The following is a 16,290-nucleotide window of genomic DNA, read 5'->3' on the forward strand; positions in this document are numbered from 1 at the left end:
TTAGTTATGTTTCTTAAAAACTGGCACATCTTAGTCTTTTTCCTGCTGCTCGCCAACTTATATAGTATCGGCGCTGCGTACGGGCAAGACGCTAGCGCTCTGCCCGCCAGCGATTTTTCCGCGCTCAGAAAAACCGGCGAAGCACAAGTGCTGGAAGTCATCAGCCCGCTTACGGTAAAGCTCAGCAACGGCGATATTGTCCGCCTGCCGGGACTACACTTCCCAGACTATGATTATACGGCGGAGCGCACCGGCCCCTTCGCTCTTACTGCCATGAAGGTCCTTCAAGATATGCTGGAAGGGAAAAAAGTGGAGATTTATCAAACGCCGAAAAAAGATTGGGGGCGGACCAACCGCATGGGCCATGCGCTGGCACATCTTGTACGATCTGATAGCGGATTGTGGGCGCAAGGAATGCTGATCCGCCTTGGCTTGGCGCAGGTCAAAACATCTCAGCGCAACCCGGAAATGGCGGCCCAGCTTTATGCGCTGGAGGCGGAAGCCCGCCACGAGAAAATCGGCATTTGGGAAAATGATGATGTCATTTTGAGCCCGGAAGATGCGCTGAAACATCTCAACAGCTTTCAGATTGTGGAGGGTGTCATTCAAAGCGCGGCGATGAAAAAGAACCGGGTTTACCTTAATTTTGGCGGGAACTGGCGTAATGATTTCACTGTATCGATTGCGCCGGAGGACCGAAGAATATTTTCGAAGGCTGAGATTAATCCGCTGGACTGGAATGGTGCGCATGTGCGGGTGCGTGGCTGGGTTGAAGAGTATAATGGCGCGTATATTGAAATTGATCATCCGGAGGCTCTGGAAATTTTAAGCGCAGGCGATGATGTACAAAAACGGCCAAACGACAAATAGATTGCCTCGTGATACCTGAAGTCTTAAGCTGGTGCAATCGTAAACATTTTAATATTTTGCCTGAATTTGCCGATGCCACATCGTAAACACAAGCCTGTTTCTCAAACCACAAATGATGTTAGCCGCACGCCTCGAAAGCCTTTACTCGACCTGTTTCCAGCCTTAACGCCGTATTCAAGTGGTTTTTTGGACGTCGATGACACGCATAATCTTTACTGGGAGCAAAGCGGTAATCCTGATGGGGCGCCTGTTTTGTTTTTGCATGGCGGTCCTGGTGCTGGGGCAACGCCGGTGCATAGGCGTTTTTTTGATCCGGATCATTACCGGATTATAATTTTCGATCAGCGCGGATCGGGGCGTTCACACCCTTTGGGCAGTCTTGAAAACAACACAACTGTGCATCTGGTTGATGATATTGAACGGCTTCGCCAGCATTTGCGTATTGAGCGCTGGCATATTTTTGGCGGATCGTGGGGCAGCACCTTGTCGCTGTCTTATGCCCGCGTATACCCACAGCGCTGCATCAGCATGATTTTGCGCGGGATTTTTTTATGTGAGCAAGATGAGATTGACTGGTTTCTTTACGGCATGCGCAACATCTTCCCCGAGGCGTGGGAGCAGTTTGCGGGTTTTTTACCGGAAGATGAGCAAAGTGACCTGCTGGATAATTATTACAAGCATTTGACTGGAGCAGATGAAGAAAAACAAATGGAAGCGGCTATTCACTGGAGTCTTTATGAAGGAGCATGCGCATCGCTGCTGCCCAATTATGAAACCATTACAACGGATGAACAAAAAGACCATGCGCTGGCGCTAGCGCGGATCGAGGCGCATTATTTTAAATATGAAGTGATTACTCGTGAGAACAGTCTTTTGAACAGCATTGATAAAATCCGGGAAATCCCCTCAACTATCATTCATGGACGTTATGATCTGATTTGTCCGATCCGAACTGCGCACAAACTTCATCAGCTTTGGCCGGAGGCAGATTATATTGTTGTGCCCGACGCCGGACATTCGGCGCTTGATCCTACGCTACGTTCGCGCTTGATTGAAGCAACAGAACGTGCCAAAACCCTCGCATAGAAAAACAAACACGAAAATGAATAGCGACAAAAACGAGACAAAGATGAGTTTTCAATCGATCCGCGATATGGATTTTCAGGGTAAAAAAGTCCTTTTGCGCGCGGATTTAAATGTGCCGGCGCGGCGTGGTAAAGTAACGGATACTACACGCATTGACCGTTTAAAGCCGACGATTGATTTTCTGCGCGGGGCTGGTGCAAAAATTCTTATTCTTTCCCATTTTGGCCGCCCGGAAGGAGAGCAAAACCCGGAAATGTCGTTGGCCTTTTTGACACCGACTCTGGAAGAACGCTGGGGATGTAATATTCGTTTTAGCCCTGATTGCATTGGGGTAAAGGCTGAAGCTGTAATTGCAAAGATGTGCGAAGGCGATGTTACGCTGTTGGAAAATGTTCGTTTTTACAAAGAAGAAAAGCAAAATGCGCCGGAATTTGTTGCAAAACTGGCGGCGCTAGGGGACGTTTTCGTCAATGACGCTTTTTCCGCAGCGCACCGCGCCCATGCAAGTACGGAAGGCTTGGCGCATGTTCTTCCAGCGGTAGCGGGGCTTTTGATGGAGCAAGAGCTGAATGCTCTCGATGCAGCGTTGGAACACCCGAAAAAACCAGTAGCGGCAATTGTCGGCGGTTCAAAAATTTCCACTAAACTTGGAGTGCTCAACAATATCGTACAGCGGGTGGATTATATGATCCTCGGCGGGGCAATGGCCAATACATTTCTTTATGCAAATGGCGCGGATGTAGGTAGCTCCTTGTGTGAGACCAACATGAAGGATGAAGCTCTAAGAATTTTTGAAACGGCACGCAAGGGTGGCTGTGAGATTGTACTGCCGATTGATAGTGTGGTGGTGAGCGAGCTCAAACTCAACGCTCCTTCTGAAATTGTTGATTCTCAGGCCATTCCGAATGATAAAATGGCTATTGATGTCGGTCCGAAAAGCATTGCCTATGTCGAAAGCATTCTTGAAAAAAGCAAGACTTTGCTCTGGAACGGGCCAATGGGGGTATTTGAGCTTAAACCTTTTGACCACGGTACCAATGCATTGGCGCGCAAGGCTGCGGAACAAACAAAAACCGGAAATCTGGTCAGTATTGCCGGAGGCGGCGATACGGTCGCTGCGCTGGAAAATGCCGAAGTCTGTCAGGATTTCACTTACATTTCTACTGCGGGCGGGGCATTTTTAGAGTGGCTTAAAGGCGAGACACTGCCCGGCATTGAGGCCCTCAATATAACTCAAAAAGCCGCCTGATTATTTCTTCAATTCTTCATCGAGAGAATTTTCAATGATACTGCGTGCGACCTCAGGTTTGATCCTGTTGAAATAATTTATCGCTTTTGTCATATCGTTCAGCGCAACCATGCGGCCGTGGTTGCGGACGCGGTTTGTCAGTAAAAAAATTGAAATAAAATCTTCTTTTGGAACATCAAAAGCCTTACACGCTACGGCCAGCCCCTGCCCGCTGGTTTGTGAAAGAATTTCCAGCGTGGTCTTCGGATCTAAACCAGAATAACGAGAGAACTGTCCAACAAAGGCTGCTATTTGCCCGCGGCGTAACGTGCCGAGCATGAGCTTAATGGTTAGCAGTCCTTTTTGCTTATAACGGTCTGCTGCCCTGAGGATAGCCTTGTTGGGCGTAAATTCGCTGACGGACTCGCTGGCCTCAACCATTTCAACAATGACTTCATCGACGGCCTGAACTACAGATTGGGCTTCAAAACCGTAGAGTGTTTTGACTTGTTCTTTTATTTCTTCACCAACATATGCATATAGGACTTTGGCCAATTCCGGGCCGACCTCTTCACGCCGCAGAAGCGGAGCGGCCAGTGCGTCAGATTGCTGGGCCAAGTCGCTAAGGATTGTCAGACTATATTCGGTTAAGTTAATTTTTTTATTTTTAACTAGTTGAATCGTCGTATCAATATCACGCGTGTCAGCCAGCAAGTTCATAATCTGGTTGCTCATATTTTCGCGTTTGGCTATAGCCTGCCAGTATTTCGGCCCCTTGGACTTAATGATATAAATTAAATCCATATCCCCCAAGACCGGACTCTTGCTTAAAACAGGCGCTGCGACAGGAATTTCGTCATTGGCCATTTGCAAAATGAGACGTAGTGGCACATTTTCTAAAATAGCGAGACGTTCAGATAAAGCTTCCCGCAGGTCTATTTCTGCCTGGCGCATCAAGGCAATGAGTACATCGGCGATCAATTCGCTTTCTTTAGGAGAAAGCTCCATCTCCAGTAATTCGCTAACAGCAGAGGTCAGTTCAGCACGCGCAAGAGGCTTGTCGTCACTGGCCAAACCATACAGCTTGTGCGAATCATATAGTCGCACCAATAAAGGTGTTACTGTTGATGTCTTATCTAAAAAACTTAGATCCATGAGATGCCCCAGACTGCGTCATATTTTTATTTTATTTTTATATAAGAAAACAATGAAGTACTTTGTTATTCATAGCATTTTAGCTAAATTTTATACTGTTATTTCCGTTCTCTGCCTCTATATATACGGGGTATTTCTTACGTTTCAGTTAATAAAAAATTACCAAAAAATTAATGTATGCAATCTCTCGTGTTTGATTTATAGACTCTGCACCCTTATACTGTTTTTTAACGCTTATGAAGTACCCTATAAATTGGGGTTTCATTTTGTAAAAAGGATACAATCTTATGGCAGGACCATTAAGCGGTATTGCGGGACAGCAGCAGGTTCCCCTGGCTCAGCCCTCACAGACGTCCACTCAAAATACGAATGGTGTTCGTGGTCAGAGTGAGCAGAAGCCAGAAGCTGACCGGGTTCAGCCACAAGGTGCACCTGCAGCTGAAACGCAAAATACGGAAACACATAATGAGGATGTTCTGCAGCAACAAATTCAAAATGCTTTGACCACTGACCAGAATGATCCTGCCGGTGCTGAGACGCTGCGGCGCGGTTCGTTGGTTGATGTGGTGATTTAAGCATAGAGATTTTACGTTCGTGGGGATGGGCGCTTCTTTTTGAAGCGCCTTTTCGATTCTGGCCGAGGCGTTTCTAATTAGGGGGGCAAAACCTAAGTGCGCTTATTGAAATGCGACTTCGTTGAAGCTGCGAAGTTTGCGGCTATGGAGTTTTTCTGGGGCCAATTGGCGCAGCATTTCCATGGCCCGAATACCGACCTGTAAGTGCTGGTCTACGCGCTGGCGATAAAACGTATTGGCCATGCCCGGCAGCTTGAGTTGCCCGTGCAGAGGTTTGTCGGAGACACATAGAAGCGTCCCATAGGGTACGCGAAAACGAAAACCGTTGGCAGCGATTGTACCGCTCTCCATATCCATGGCGATGGCGCGGCTTTGGCTGAGGCGTTTATTTTGGCGGATGGAAGAGCGCAGTTCCCAATTACGGTCATCGGTTGTGGCGACTGTGCCGGTGCGCATGACTTTTTTGATGTCGTATCCCTCAAAGCCACAAATTTCGCTCACAGCTTTTTCCAGCGCGACTTGAATTTCCGCCAGAGCGGGAATAGGAATGCTGGTCGGCAGGTCGGTATCGAGGATATTGTCTTCGCGTAAGTAGCCGTGGGCAAGAACATAATCACCGAGATTTTGAGAATTGCGCAGTCCTGCGCAATGGCCGAGCATCAGCCACGCATGCGGACGCAGTACAGCGATGTGGTCGGTGATGGTTTTGGCATTGGAAGGGCCAACACCGATATTGACCATGGTGATGCCCTTACCATCTTTGCGTTTGAGATGATAGGCCGGCATTTGTGGCAAACGTGTGGCTGCGGCAGGCTGGATAAATTCGCTATAACCGTCTTTTCCTGCTTTGCTCTCGCCGATTTTAACGAATTCATCGATATAGAATTGATAGTTTGTAAAGATCACAAAATTCTGAAAATGTTCTGCAGGCATGCCACAATAATGGCGCAGACGCTGAATGCTGAGATCAACGCGCGGCGCGGTAAAGAGCGCGAGCGGTCGATCCTGCCCTTCTGCGGGTATATACGTGCCATTAGCGATTTCATCGTCCATAATATCCAGATTCGGCATATCGAATAGATCCGGCAGGTCTTTAAGCTGTTCTGCTCCCAAATCGCCCTCAAGGTGAAATTCTTCACCCAGCGCGAAATGCAATGGAATCGGCGTATTGCTGACACCGACTTCAATCGTAATATCGTGATTTTTTATGATATTACGAAATTGTTCGAGATAGTAATTGGCAAAAATATCCGGGCGGGTCAGGGTTATGCTATATGTGCCGGGGCGCGGAGCAAAGCCATAGGACAGCCTCGTATCCGTGCGGCGTGCATATTTGGTCGAAATGCGCGCATAAGGGTAAAATGCACGGCTGCGTCCCTTTACCCCATCGCCTTTGGTCAGCGCGTCAAAGCGGGCGCGCAGGAAGGCAATCTGGGCATCATAGATAATTTTGACCTGCGCCAAAACTTCTTCAGGCGCCGAACAGGTTTTGGGGGCGATCATATCGGGAGAGTGCATCATCCTTTTATTATCGCAGATTTTTTGTTATTTATCAATTCTCTAGACCCATAAGTGCGCGGGCGTATTCACGCGGACAGAATGGTTGTAAATCATCAAGCCCTTCACCAATACCGATAGAATAGACCGGTACGCCGAACTGGTCGGCCAGCCCAACGAGAACACCACCTTTGGCGCTGCCGTCGAGCTTGGTGACGATCAGGCCGGTGACATTGACCATGTCCTTGAAGGTTTCAAGTTGAGAAAATGCATTTTGACCGGTGGTGGCATCAAGCACTAAAAGCGTTTCATGCGGCAAGCTTTCGTCCTGTTTTTTTAGTACGCGGATGACTTTGGCCAACTCATCCATCAAGTTTGCTTTGTTTTGCAAGCGTCCGGCGGTGTCGATCAGAAGCACATCAGCCCCTTGGTTTTTGGCCTGCTCATAAGCCTCAAAAGCCACAGAAGCGGCATCTGCACCAACGTCTTTTTGTACCAACTTCGCGCCGGTGCGCTTGGCCCAAATGCCGAGCTGTTCGACAGCGGCCGCGCGGAAAGTATCCCCGGCAGCCATCACAACCGAACAGTGATCTTTAAATTTCAAATTCTGGGCAATCTTACCAATCGTGGTGGTCTTACCCACGCCATTCACGCCGCAAACGATTATAGTAAAAGGTCCGTCATCCGGTTTTTCAATAGTAAGCAGTTTGGCGACAGGCTTTAGAATTCCTGCGATTGTTTCGGCCAGAGCCTCACGGATTTCTTCTTCACTAATTTCCTTGCCAAAGCGGCCTTTAGAAAATTCCTCGATAATTTTGGCAGCGGTTTTTGGACCAAGATCCGCCTCGATAAGCAACTCTTCCAACCCGTCAAGTGTTTCTTGATCCAGCGTTTTCTTTGTAACCAGATCGGTGAGTCCTTTGGTGATTTTGTTGGTGGATTTGGACAAACCACTGGTCAGGCGTGAAAGCCAACCGCCTTCATTACTGTCATCGGCAAATTCTTCGGCCTCTTCCGCATCGTCAAGCCTATCATGCTTAGGCGCAGGAGACAGGCGCAGATCATCAAGAATTTCACTGGCGGTTTCATCTTCCATCTCATGACGAATTTCATCATCCAGTTCGGCTTCATAATCTGTGGATGGCTCAATTGCCGGTTCACCTTTGGGATGAAAAAGTTTTTCTTCACGTTCTTCTTGTTCCTGCTCGGCAATATTTTGCTTTTTACGCCAAAAAACCATTTCAATCTCCTTGTGTTATGGAGATTATACGCCCTCTAAAGCGGCTCGCCAAGCAGGTTTTCGCCTGTTATGCCGGAGAGCTTGACGGACAAAAGATCGCCAGGACGGGCTTTTGCATTCAGATGCACAGGCGAAAAGTTTTGAGTTCTGCCAAAACTTCCTTTTTCAACAATAATTTGCGCTTCTTTATTAAGGTTTCGCCTAAGTAATTTTTGGAGCTGCAGTTCTCCTAGCGCTCGCAAGCGCGCGGCGCGCTCTTTGCGCTCTTTTGGTGGAACCTGACCGGGAATACGTGCGGCGGGAGTGCCTTTGCGCTCTGAGTAAGGAAAGACATGGAGATAGGTCAAGTCGCATTCTTCGACGATTTTAAGGGTGTTTTGGAACATCTCTTCGGTTTCAGTGGGAAAGCCGGTGATAATGTCGGCACCGAATTCAATATCGGGGCGGAGGGTACGAGCCCGCTGGCACATCGCAATAACATCATTGCGCAAATGGCGGCGCTTCATGCGTTTAAGGATCATATCATCTCCCGCTTGCAAGCTTAGATGCAGATGCGGCATCAGGCGTGGTTCTTCGGCAATCAGGCGCCAAAGGTCGTCATCGATTTCGACCGGATCGAGCGATGAAAGGCGCAGACGCGGCAGTTCAGGGACAAGAGCCAGTACGCGGCGGATCATCTGCCCTAGTGTCGGCGCGCCAGGCAAATCGGGCCCGTATGAGGTAACATCGACGCCGGTAAATACAATTTCATTATAACCTTGTTCGACCAGCGCACGAACATGTTCGGCAATCACCCCTATAGGGACAGAACGCGAAGGGCCGCGACCATAGGGAATAATGCAAAAAGTGCAGCGGTGGTCGCAGCCATTTTGCACCTGCAGGAAGGCGCGGGAGCGGTCCTCAAAGCCTTCGATCAGATGGCTGGCGGTTTCGGTTACAGACATAATGTCGTTGACCATGACCTTTTCGCCCTGCTCCACCCCCCAGCTTTCGGCTTTAAGCTTTAAATCATTGCCGATGATCTGGTCGACCTCAGGCATAGCGGCGTAGGTATCAGGGGTGATCTGCGCCGAGCAGCCCGTGACAATGATTTTTGCATTCGGATTTTCACGCCGGGCACGGCGAATGGCTTGCCGGGCCTGACGCTCGGCTTCTTTTGTTACAGCGCAGGTGTTAAAGATGATGGCGTCATCCAGCCCCGCATTAGCGGCGTGCGTGCGCATCACCTCTGACTCATAGGTGTTGAGGCGGCAGCCGAAGGTGACGAGTTTTGGACTCTTTTGATCCATGAGCGCGGTTTTACAGATTTGTTAACCTACCGTCAAATATATAGGCGACAGGACCGGTCATGAGGACATGGTTGTCGCTTTCGCGCCATTCGATATGAATGGGGCCGCCATTGAGAAGAATTTCAACTTTGCGGCCATCAATGAGGCCACGGCGTATCGTCGCAACAGCCACTGCGCACGCGCCGGAGCCGCAAGCCAGCGTTTCACCGCAGCCGCGCTCCCAAGTACGCTGGCGCAGTCGGCCATCTTCAAGAAGCTGAACAAACTCGACATTTGTTCGCTCCGGAAACAGAGCATGGTTTTCTATTACAGGGCCGAAACGTTCAACCAGCGCATTTTCAGCGTCATCGACGAACAGTACGCAATGCGGGTTGCCCATTCCTACGGCGACTGCCGGGTTATGGGTATCTGTGCCCAGCTCGACCATCAGCGTATCACGTTCCTCAGCCAGAGGAATAGCGGCCCAATCGAGCTGCGGCGCGCCCATATCGACGGTCACCAGCCCATTTTCGACGGCGCTGCAGTCCAGCACGCCGCGTCCGGTTTCGATTGCGCATTGATCAGTGCCGCGCTCTTTCATCACGATATCGGCGATGCAGCGCGTTGCATTGCCGCAGGCGGCGCTTTCAGAACCGTCGGCATTGTAAAAGCGGGCAAAGACATCGGCCTTTTCAGAAGGCTCAATAAGTGCCAGCAAGTCACAGCCGACACCGAAATGCCGGTCGCAAATGTCTTGTATTCGCGCATGGCCGATGGTTACAGACTGCGTGCGCGTGTCTATGATTACAAAATCATTCCCCAGCCCGTGCATTTTTTTAAAGCGCATCATTCATTTCCCAACATCGTCATTGCGAGGAGGGCCGGAGGCCTGACGTGGCAATCCATGTGGTCTACTGGATTGCTTCGCTCCGCTCGCAATGACGCAAAGCGTTAAAGTCCTTGACAATATAGGGCATATCCCATATTTTCCACCCAAATTTCACTGACATGTTTGTTTTGAAGTCAGTGCTTAACGGTACCCCTCGCTCGGCGCGAACGCTCAGCGGGGCTAAGATTTATTGTTAATAACGGTTTGCAGATGTTTGAATCTTTGAGCGAAAAGCTTGGTGGTGTATTTTCAAAACTCAGAGGCAAAGGGGCTTTGAGCGAAAATGATGTCATGGCGGTGAGCCGTGAGATCCGCGTTGCGCTGCTGGAGGCCGATGTCGCCCTGCCCGTCGTCAAAGATTTCATTGCCTCGATTAAAGACAAAGCTGTTGGTCAGGACATCATCAAGGGTGTGAACCCGGCGCAGCAGGTGATTAAGATTGTTCATGACGAACTGGTTGAAATGCTGGGCAGTGAGACCGATGCTCTAAAATTCTCTTCCCCGCCCTCCGTGTACCTGATGGTGGGTTTGCAGGGTTCGGGAAAAACGACCTCGACGGCGAAGATTTCCAAGCTGCTGAGCGATAAGCAGAACAAGAAAATCCTGATGGCTTCGCTCGACGTTTACCGCCCGGCGGCGCAGGAACAACTCAAGCAGCTTGGTGAGCAAACGGAGATTGCGACGCTTCCGGTTGTCGAAGGGCAAAAGCCGCTCGCCATCACAAAGCGCGCGATGGATACGGCCCGTAAAGAGGGCTATGACGTTGTGATGCTCGATACCGCCGGGCGGTTGTCCATTGACGAAGCGTTGATGGATGAGGTTGCGGCGATCCAGAAAGAGGCCAAGCCAATTGAAACGCTGCTGGTGGCCGATGCGATGACCGGGCAAGACGCGGTGCAAACGGCCAAGGCTTTTGACGAACGCGTGCCGCTTTCCGGCATTATGCTCACGCGCGTAGACGGGGATGCGCGCGGCGGGGCGGCGATGAGCATGAAGGCCGTGACCGGCAAGCCGATCAAGCTGATCGGGGTTGGCGAGAAATGGGACGAGATTGAAACCTTCCATCCTGAGCGGGTTGCAGGGCGCATTTTGGGGATGGGCGATGTGGTGTCTTTGGTGGAAAAGGCCGTGGAGACGGTGGATTCCGAAGAAGCCCTGAAAATGGCCAAAAAGTTCAAAAAGGGCCAGTTTGATTTTAATGATCTACTCTCGCAAATACAGCAGATGAAGAAAATGGGCGGTATGGGCGCGATGATGAAGCTGATGCCCGGTCTTTCCAGCATGGCAGGCAAGCTTGATGAGGCGGGACTGGATGATGGTTTTGTGAAGCGTCAGGAGGCGATTATTTATTCCATGACCAAGGCCGAGCGCGAAAAACCCGATTTGCTTAATATGAGGCGCAAGCAGCGCATTGCGACCGGGTCCGGGACATCTGTGCAAGATGTTAACAAAATCGTGAAGCAGCTCAAGCAGATGCAAACGATGATGAAAAAGATGCGCAAGATGGGCACCGGCAAAATGATGGGCATGATGAAGGATATGATGGGTGGCAAAGCTGATGAGCTGGAGCTGATGGCTGGGTCGATGGACCCGGATGCTCTGGGTCATGATATGGCGGGCCTTGGCCAGTCTGGGGGTTTGGGGCCAAACCCGTTTACCGGTGGCGCGGGCGGTTTGCCCGGCCTTGGCGGCACGGGTCTGCCCGGTTTGGGTGGCGGCATGCCCGGCCTTCCCTCTCATGGCGGTAAGAAAAAGGACCGCAAGAAGGGGAAACGAAAATGACATTCGCCTACCCCGTCATTGCGAGCACCCTCAGGGGCATAAACTCCGCGAAGCAATCCAGTCTGGATTGCCGCGTCGGCCTACGGCCTCCTCGCAATGACAGCAGAATGGAGGGGAAAAACGATGGATAAACTGTCACAACGTAACATATATGTTATCAGGTTTCTTATTCTGGTTGTGCATACGCTCATACCGGCAATTCCTGTTATCGTAGCAGGATGGCTGGCGTTTTCGTTATACGACTTTTTTGGTATTGGTATCATTGCTCATGCCAGCGCCTACGCTTTAGCTTATTTTGTATCGTTGTTTTTTTGTATTCGCTCCATCAAAAGACAAAATCTAAAAGCCGCGACGATAAATACCGCTATCACCAGTGTTCTTAATATAGCTGTTTTTTTACTTTGTCTTTTTCCAAGAGATTCTCAACCACACAATGTGAAAAGGACTTTTAAAACTCATGAATTGTAACCAACATTAATTAAAGGAGAAAATGAAATGGCACTTGCAATGAGACTATCCAGAGGCGGACGAAAGGCCCGTCCATTTTACCGCATCGTTGTGGCGGACAAGCGCATGGCGCGCGATGGCCGCTATATTGAAAAGCTGGGCACGTATACCCCGCTTTTGGATGACAAGGATGAAAACCGCGTGAAACTGGTTGAAGACCGCATTAAATACTGGCTATCCCAAGGGGCGCAACCATCCGAACGCGTAGCAATTTTCCTCGGTAAAGCCGGGATTATCGACATGCCTGCGCAGCCAAACCGCCCGAAAAAATCAGAGCAGTCTGAAAAGACCAAGCTGCGGATTGAAGACAAGAAAGAAAAGCAAACTGCGGCTGCTGAAGCGGCTAAAGCTGCTGAAGAGGAAGCCAAAGCGGCAGCGGAAGCTGCGGCGGCTGCACCTGGAGCACCGGCTGAAGACGCTGCGCCTGCCGAAACGGAAGCTCCGGCTGAGGACGCTAAAGTTGAAGAAACTCCTGCTGAAGAGCCGAAGGCTGAAGACGAAGAAAAAGCAGAGTAATCTCGTGAAGTATCCTCCCTCACCCGGTCTTCGCTTTCGCTCAGACCACCCTCTCCCTAAGGGAGAGGGATTACGAGGCTTAAGCGTGAAGCGCTTTAGCCGCAGTGGGTGAGGGGAATTATGACCAATACCGTAAAAACTGCCAGAACACTTCGGAAAAACCAAACAGACGCCGAAAAGCTCCTCTGGTCGAAACTGCGCAACCGGCAATTTGAAAACCTCAAATTTCGTCGTCAGCATCCCGTTCCGCCCTATGTCGCAGACTTTTATTGCGAGGATCTCAAGCTTATTGTTGAAATTGATGGTGGTCAGCATACGCCTGAGAAAGATCGAGAACGTCAAAAATATATTGAGGATCAAGGGTATAAGATTATTCGTTTTTGGAATAATGATGTTTTAAGCAATATAGACGGTGTTTTGGAAAAACTCAGCCTCAGTATCCCCTCACCCAAACCCTCTCCCCAGGGAGAGGGCTTAACGAGCCGTATATGCGTCGGCAGGATTGCCAGCGCACATGGCGTGAAGGGGTTGGTCAAGCTTTTGCCGTTTTGCGAAGACCCTGCCCTGCTTGAGCAGGCCCTTGATTTCAAAATCACGCTCAAAAATCCGATGGGCAAATATATGCTGGCGGAAATAGAAGGCGTGAAGGACCGCAACGCCGCCGAAGCGCTTAGAAACACTGAGTTGTTTGTTACGCGCGATCAACTCCCTGAAATTGACGATGATGATACCTTCTATTTTGAAGACCTTATCGGCATGACTTGCGTTGATGAAAATGGCATGGAGATCGGCCATGTGAAAGCGGTCGAGAATTTTGGCGCGGGTGATTTGCTGGAGGTACAGCTTAAATCCGGGCAAGAAGTGCTGCTCCCTTTTACTGATGAGTATGTTCCTGAAATTGGCGAAACTGTGACCATCCGCAATTATGAAAGGCTGATGCTGTGAGTCTGCATTTCGACATTCTGACACTCTTTCCTGAAATGTTTCCGGGAAGCCTTGGGCAGTCTTTGGCCGGGAAAGCTCTAGAGCGTGGGGATTGGGGTTATGAGTGCGTGAATATCCGTGATTTTGGTGAAGGCGTGCACAAGACCGTGGATGATACACCCTATGGCGGAGGTGCGGGCATGGTGATGTACGCGGATGTGATCGAGAAAGCGTTGCTTTCGATCCAACCACAATTGTCATCCCGGCGCAGGCCGGGATCTGGTGTGGGTAACAAAAAGATCCCGGATCAAGTCCGGGATGACAGCATGAGGTTAATTTACCTCTCTCCCCGCGGGAAACCTTTGACGCAAAGTCTTGTTAAAGAGCTGAGCGCTACGCCTGAAATTACCTTGCTGTGTGGGCGTTATGAGGGTGTGGATCAGCGGGTTTTGGACGCGCATGGTTTTGAAGAGGTTTCGATTGGCGATTATGTGCTTTCGGGCGGCGAACCGGCCGCTTTAATCCTGATGGATGCGTGCATTCGCCTGCTGCCCGGGGTGATGGGCAACGAAGCCACGCCGGATGAGGAAAGCTTTTCAAACGGGTTGCTTGAGTATCCGCATTACACGCGCCCTGCGGTCTGGGAAGCGGCAGATGGGCAGGCTTACGAAGTGCCGGAGGTTTTACAATCCGGCAATCACGAGAAGATCAAGGCCTGGCGCGAGAACCGTGCGCTGGAGATCACCCGTAAGGTGCGTCCGGATTTGTTGAAATAAAGCTTGCAAAAAGCCTGCCGGGCCGATATAAAGCGCATCAATTAAGAAACAAGCCGCCTTGGGGCCTATGCTCTTTGATTATCGGGCTTTGATAAAGGAATAGAACTATGAACACGTTACAAAAATTTGAAGCCAAACAATTGGCGGCCCTGCAAGAGAGCAAAAGTATTCCGGCGTTTTCGCCCGGTGACACCATCAGAGTGAATGTCCGCGTTAAAGAAGGTACGCGTGAGCGTATTCAGGCCTATGAAGGCGTATGCATTGCGCGTAGCGGCTCTGGCATTAACGAGAATTTCGCTGTCCGTAAGATCAGCTTTGGCGAGGGCGTTGAGCGTGTATTTCCGTTGTGGAGTTCACGGATTGATTCCATTGAGTTGGTTCGCAAGGGGGATGTTCGTCGGGCGAAACTGTATTACCTGCGTGATCGTCGTGGTAAATCCGCGCGCATTTCTGAGCGTACGACCGGTCACGGTTTTGATACGAATGTTGATGAAGCCGAAGAGGCTCTGACACAAACACAGAAACGTGCGCAGAAGAAAGCGGCGAAAGACGCCAAGCGCGCTGAAGCCCGTAAGGCGAATGAAGATGCCGCAAAAACCAAGGCCGCGGCTAAAGAAGCTGAAAAGGCTGCCGCAGAAGCAGAAGCCGCGGCGGCTGCGGCTGAAGCACCTTCTGAGAGCGGCGCAGAATAAGCGATTCTCTTTTATCGAGATCAAACAAAAGCCGCTTCATTTGAGCGGCTTTTTTATGCGGTCCGTAGGACAGAACACCACGGGTTTACCCGTGGGTATCTATTAAAATGTATTAGTTGAGACTTGATCTGACATTCTTTACAAACTGCATTTAAAAGCAAAGGAGTGTCAGACATGAGCAGTTATCAGGAAAAAATCATCAAACCGAAACTGGGCGTATTGGAGCTTGCCAAGCAATTGGGCAATGTTTCGCAAGCCTGCAAAGTCATGGGCTATAGCCGTGATACGTTCTATCGCTATCGTGAACTGTACGAGAACGGCGGAGAAGAAGCGCTGATCGAGATCAGCCGCAAGAAGCCGATCTTGAAGAACCGCGTGGCGGAAAGCGTGGAGCGGGCCTGCATTGAGATCGCCGTTGAGTTTCCGGCCTACGGCCAGCAACGTGCGGCTAACGAACTGCGTAAAAAAGGCATTTTGATCTCGCCCGGTGGCATCCGTTCGGTATGGCTGCGCAACGATCTGGAGACCATGAAGAAGCGCCTCAATGCGCTGGAAGCCAAGGTTGCCCAAGACGGCATCATCCTGACCGAAGAACAACTCGCCGCGCTGGAAAAACAAAAATCACAGCGCGAGGCCCATGGTGAGATTGAGAGCGAACATCCGGGCTATCTGGGATCGCAGGATACTTACTATGTCGGCAACATCAAGGGCGTGGGCCGGATTTATCAGCAAACCTTTGTCGATACCTATTCCCGCGTGGCCTTTGCCCGGCTCTATACCGAGAAGACCGCCATCACGGCGGCCGATACACTTAACGGCACGGTCCTGCCGTTCTTCGCAGAAGAAGGGCTTGTGCTGCTGCGTATCCTTACCGACCGCGGCACGGAATATTGCGGCAAAGCCGAGAACCACGCCTATCAGCTTTATCTGGGAATCGAAAATATCGATCACACCAGAACGAAGGCAAACTCTCCGCAAACCAATGGTATCTGCGAGCGGTTCCACCGCACCATGAAGCAGGAGTTCTACGACATCGCCTTCCGCAAAAAGCTGTATTACAGCCTCGAAGAGCTGCAAACGGACGTCGATGAATGGCTGCGAAAATATAATGAAACGCGGCCTCATTCCGGGAAATACTGCTACGGCAAACCCCCAATGCAAACCTTCCGGGATGCCAAAGAGCTTGCACAATCGAAAAATATCGATAACGTGCAAGAATTATCGGACAGCGCGCCTCAAGAAGCGCTGGCTGGCCGATAATTCATAATCGTCAGATTAAGTTATG

Annotated in this window: 16 protein-coding genes; 11 read left to right on the top strand and 5 right to left on the bottom strand. The window is 50.3% G+C overall.

What is annotated here, in order from left to right; translation table 11 throughout:
* Positions 1-6: 6 nt before the first annotated feature.
* From H6859_04300 to H6859_04310, 3 genes are all read left to right on the top strand, one after another.
* Entirely contained in the window at positions 7-870 is an 864-nt protein-coding gene (locus tag H6859_04300; protein USO06411.1) for a thermonuclease family protein, read from the top strand.
* A 72-nt stretch (positions 871-942) separates the two neighbouring features.
* Positions 943-1,956, top strand: coding sequence for a prolyl aminopeptidase (gene pip / locus H6859_04305; protein ID USO06412.1), 1,014 nt, complete (start codon positions 943-945; stop codon positions 1,954-1,956).
* 43 nt (positions 1,957-1,999) lie between these two features.
* Complete coding sequence (locus tag H6859_04310) at positions 2,000-3,205, top strand: phosphoglycerate kinase (GenBank protein ID USO06690.1); 1,206 nt, start codon at positions 2,000-2,002, stop codon at positions 3,203-3,205.
* Here H6859_04310 and H6859_04315 read toward each other — a convergent pair whose 3' ends face one another.
* The gene (locus tag H6859_04315; protein USO06413.1) at positions 3,206-4,339 is read right to left on the bottom strand and encodes a DUF2336 domain-containing protein; all 1,134 of its coding nucleotides are present in this window, start codon (positions 4,337-4,339) and stop codon (positions 3,206-3,208) included.
* Positions 4,340-4,626: 287 nt separating this feature from the next.
* On the opposite strand from H6859_04315, the gene H6859_04320 reads away from it, so the two are divergent.
* Positions 4,627-4,914 (top strand): hypothetical protein, encoded by a 288-nt coding sequence (locus tag H6859_04320; protein USO06414.1) that lies wholly within the window; start codon positions 4,627-4,629, stop codon positions 4,912-4,914.
* Between the two features lie 102 nt (positions 4,915-5,016).
* Here the strand turns inward: H6859_04320 and H6859_04325 are convergent, their stop codons facing one another.
* Genes H6859_04325 through H6859_04340 form a run of 4 tightly spaced genes read right to left on the bottom strand, consistent with a single transcriptional unit; the run spans position 5,017 to position 9,769 of the window.
* Positions 5,017-6,435 carry an AMP nucleosidase gene (locus H6859_04325; protein USO06415.1) on the bottom strand — a complete coding sequence of 473 codons (1,419 nt, stop codon included), beginning with the start codon at positions 6,433-6,435 and terminating at the stop codon, positions 5,017-5,019.
* A gap of 31 nt (positions 6,436-6,466) precedes the next feature.
* Positions 6,467-7,651 carry a signal recognition particle-docking protein FtsY gene (gene ftsY / locus H6859_04330; protein ID USO06416.1) on the bottom strand — a complete coding sequence of 395 codons (1,185 nt, stop codon included), beginning with the start codon at positions 7,649-7,651 and terminating at the stop codon, positions 6,467-6,469.
* Between the two features lie 35 nt (positions 7,652-7,686).
* Complete coding sequence (mtaB, locus tag H6859_04335; GenBank protein ID USO06417.1) at positions 7,687-8,940, bottom strand: tRNA (N(6)-L-threonylcarbamoyladenosine(37)-C(2))-methylthiotransferase MtaB; 1,254 nt, start codon at positions 8,938-8,940, stop codon at positions 7,687-7,689.
* Positions 8,941-8,950: 10 nt separating this feature from the next.
* On the bottom strand, positions 8,951-9,769 hold the full coding sequence (locus tag H6859_04340) for a diaminopimelate epimerase (GenBank protein ID USO06418.1): 819 nt from the start codon (positions 9,767-9,769) through the stop codon (positions 8,951-8,953).
* A gap of 249 nt (positions 9,770-10,018) precedes the next feature.
* On the opposite strand from H6859_04340, the gene ffh reads away from it, so the two are divergent.
* The 7 genes from ffh (at position 10,019) to H6859_04375 (ending at position 16,265) form a co-directional block, all read left to right on the top strand.
* Positions 10,019-11,590: a signal recognition particle protein gene (gene ffh / locus H6859_04345; protein USO06419.1), complete on the top strand. Its 1,572-nt coding sequence runs from the start codon at positions 10,019-10,021 to the stop codon at positions 11,588-11,590.
* 123 nt (positions 11,591-11,713) lie between these two features.
* Complete coding sequence (locus tag H6859_04350; protein USO06420.1) at positions 11,714-12,058, top strand: hypothetical protein; 345 nt, start codon at positions 11,714-11,716, stop codon at positions 12,056-12,058.
* A gap of 27 nt (positions 12,059-12,085) precedes the next feature.
* On the top strand, positions 12,086-12,613 hold the full coding sequence (rpsP, locus tag H6859_04355; protein USO06421.1) for a 30S ribosomal protein S16: 528 nt from the start codon (positions 12,086-12,088) through the stop codon (positions 12,611-12,613).
* 120 nt (positions 12,614-12,733) lie between these two features.
* Complete coding sequence (gene rimM / locus H6859_04360) at positions 12,734-13,558, top strand: 16S rRNA processing protein RimM (protein USO06422.1); 825 nt, start codon at positions 12,734-12,736, stop codon at positions 13,556-13,558.
* A 35-nt stretch (positions 13,559-13,593) separates the two neighbouring features.
* Positions 13,594-14,313 (top strand): tRNA (guanosine(37)-N1)-methyltransferase TrmD, encoded by a 720-nt coding sequence (trmD, locus tag H6859_04365; protein ID USO06691.1) that lies wholly within the window; start codon positions 13,594-13,596, stop codon positions 14,311-14,313.
* A gap of 107 nt (positions 14,314-14,420) precedes the next feature.
* Positions 14,421-15,005 (top strand): 50S ribosomal protein L19, encoded by a 585-nt coding sequence (gene rplS, locus H6859_04370; GenBank protein ID USO06423.1) that lies wholly within the window; start codon positions 14,421-14,423, stop codon positions 15,003-15,005.
* Positions 15,006-15,179: 174 nt separating this feature from the next.
* Positions 15,180-16,265: an IS481 family transposase gene (locus tag H6859_04375; protein ID USO06424.1), complete on the top strand. Its 1,086-nt coding sequence runs from the start codon at positions 15,180-15,182 to the stop codon at positions 16,263-16,265.
* The last annotated feature ends 25 nt before the right edge of the window (positions 16,266-16,290 follow it).

The sequence above is a fragment of the Rhodospirillales bacterium genome (assembly GCA_023898785.1).
In the GTDB taxonomy this organism is placed as follows: domain Bacteria; phylum Pseudomonadota; class Alphaproteobacteria; order Micavibrionales; family Micavibrionaceae; genus TMED27.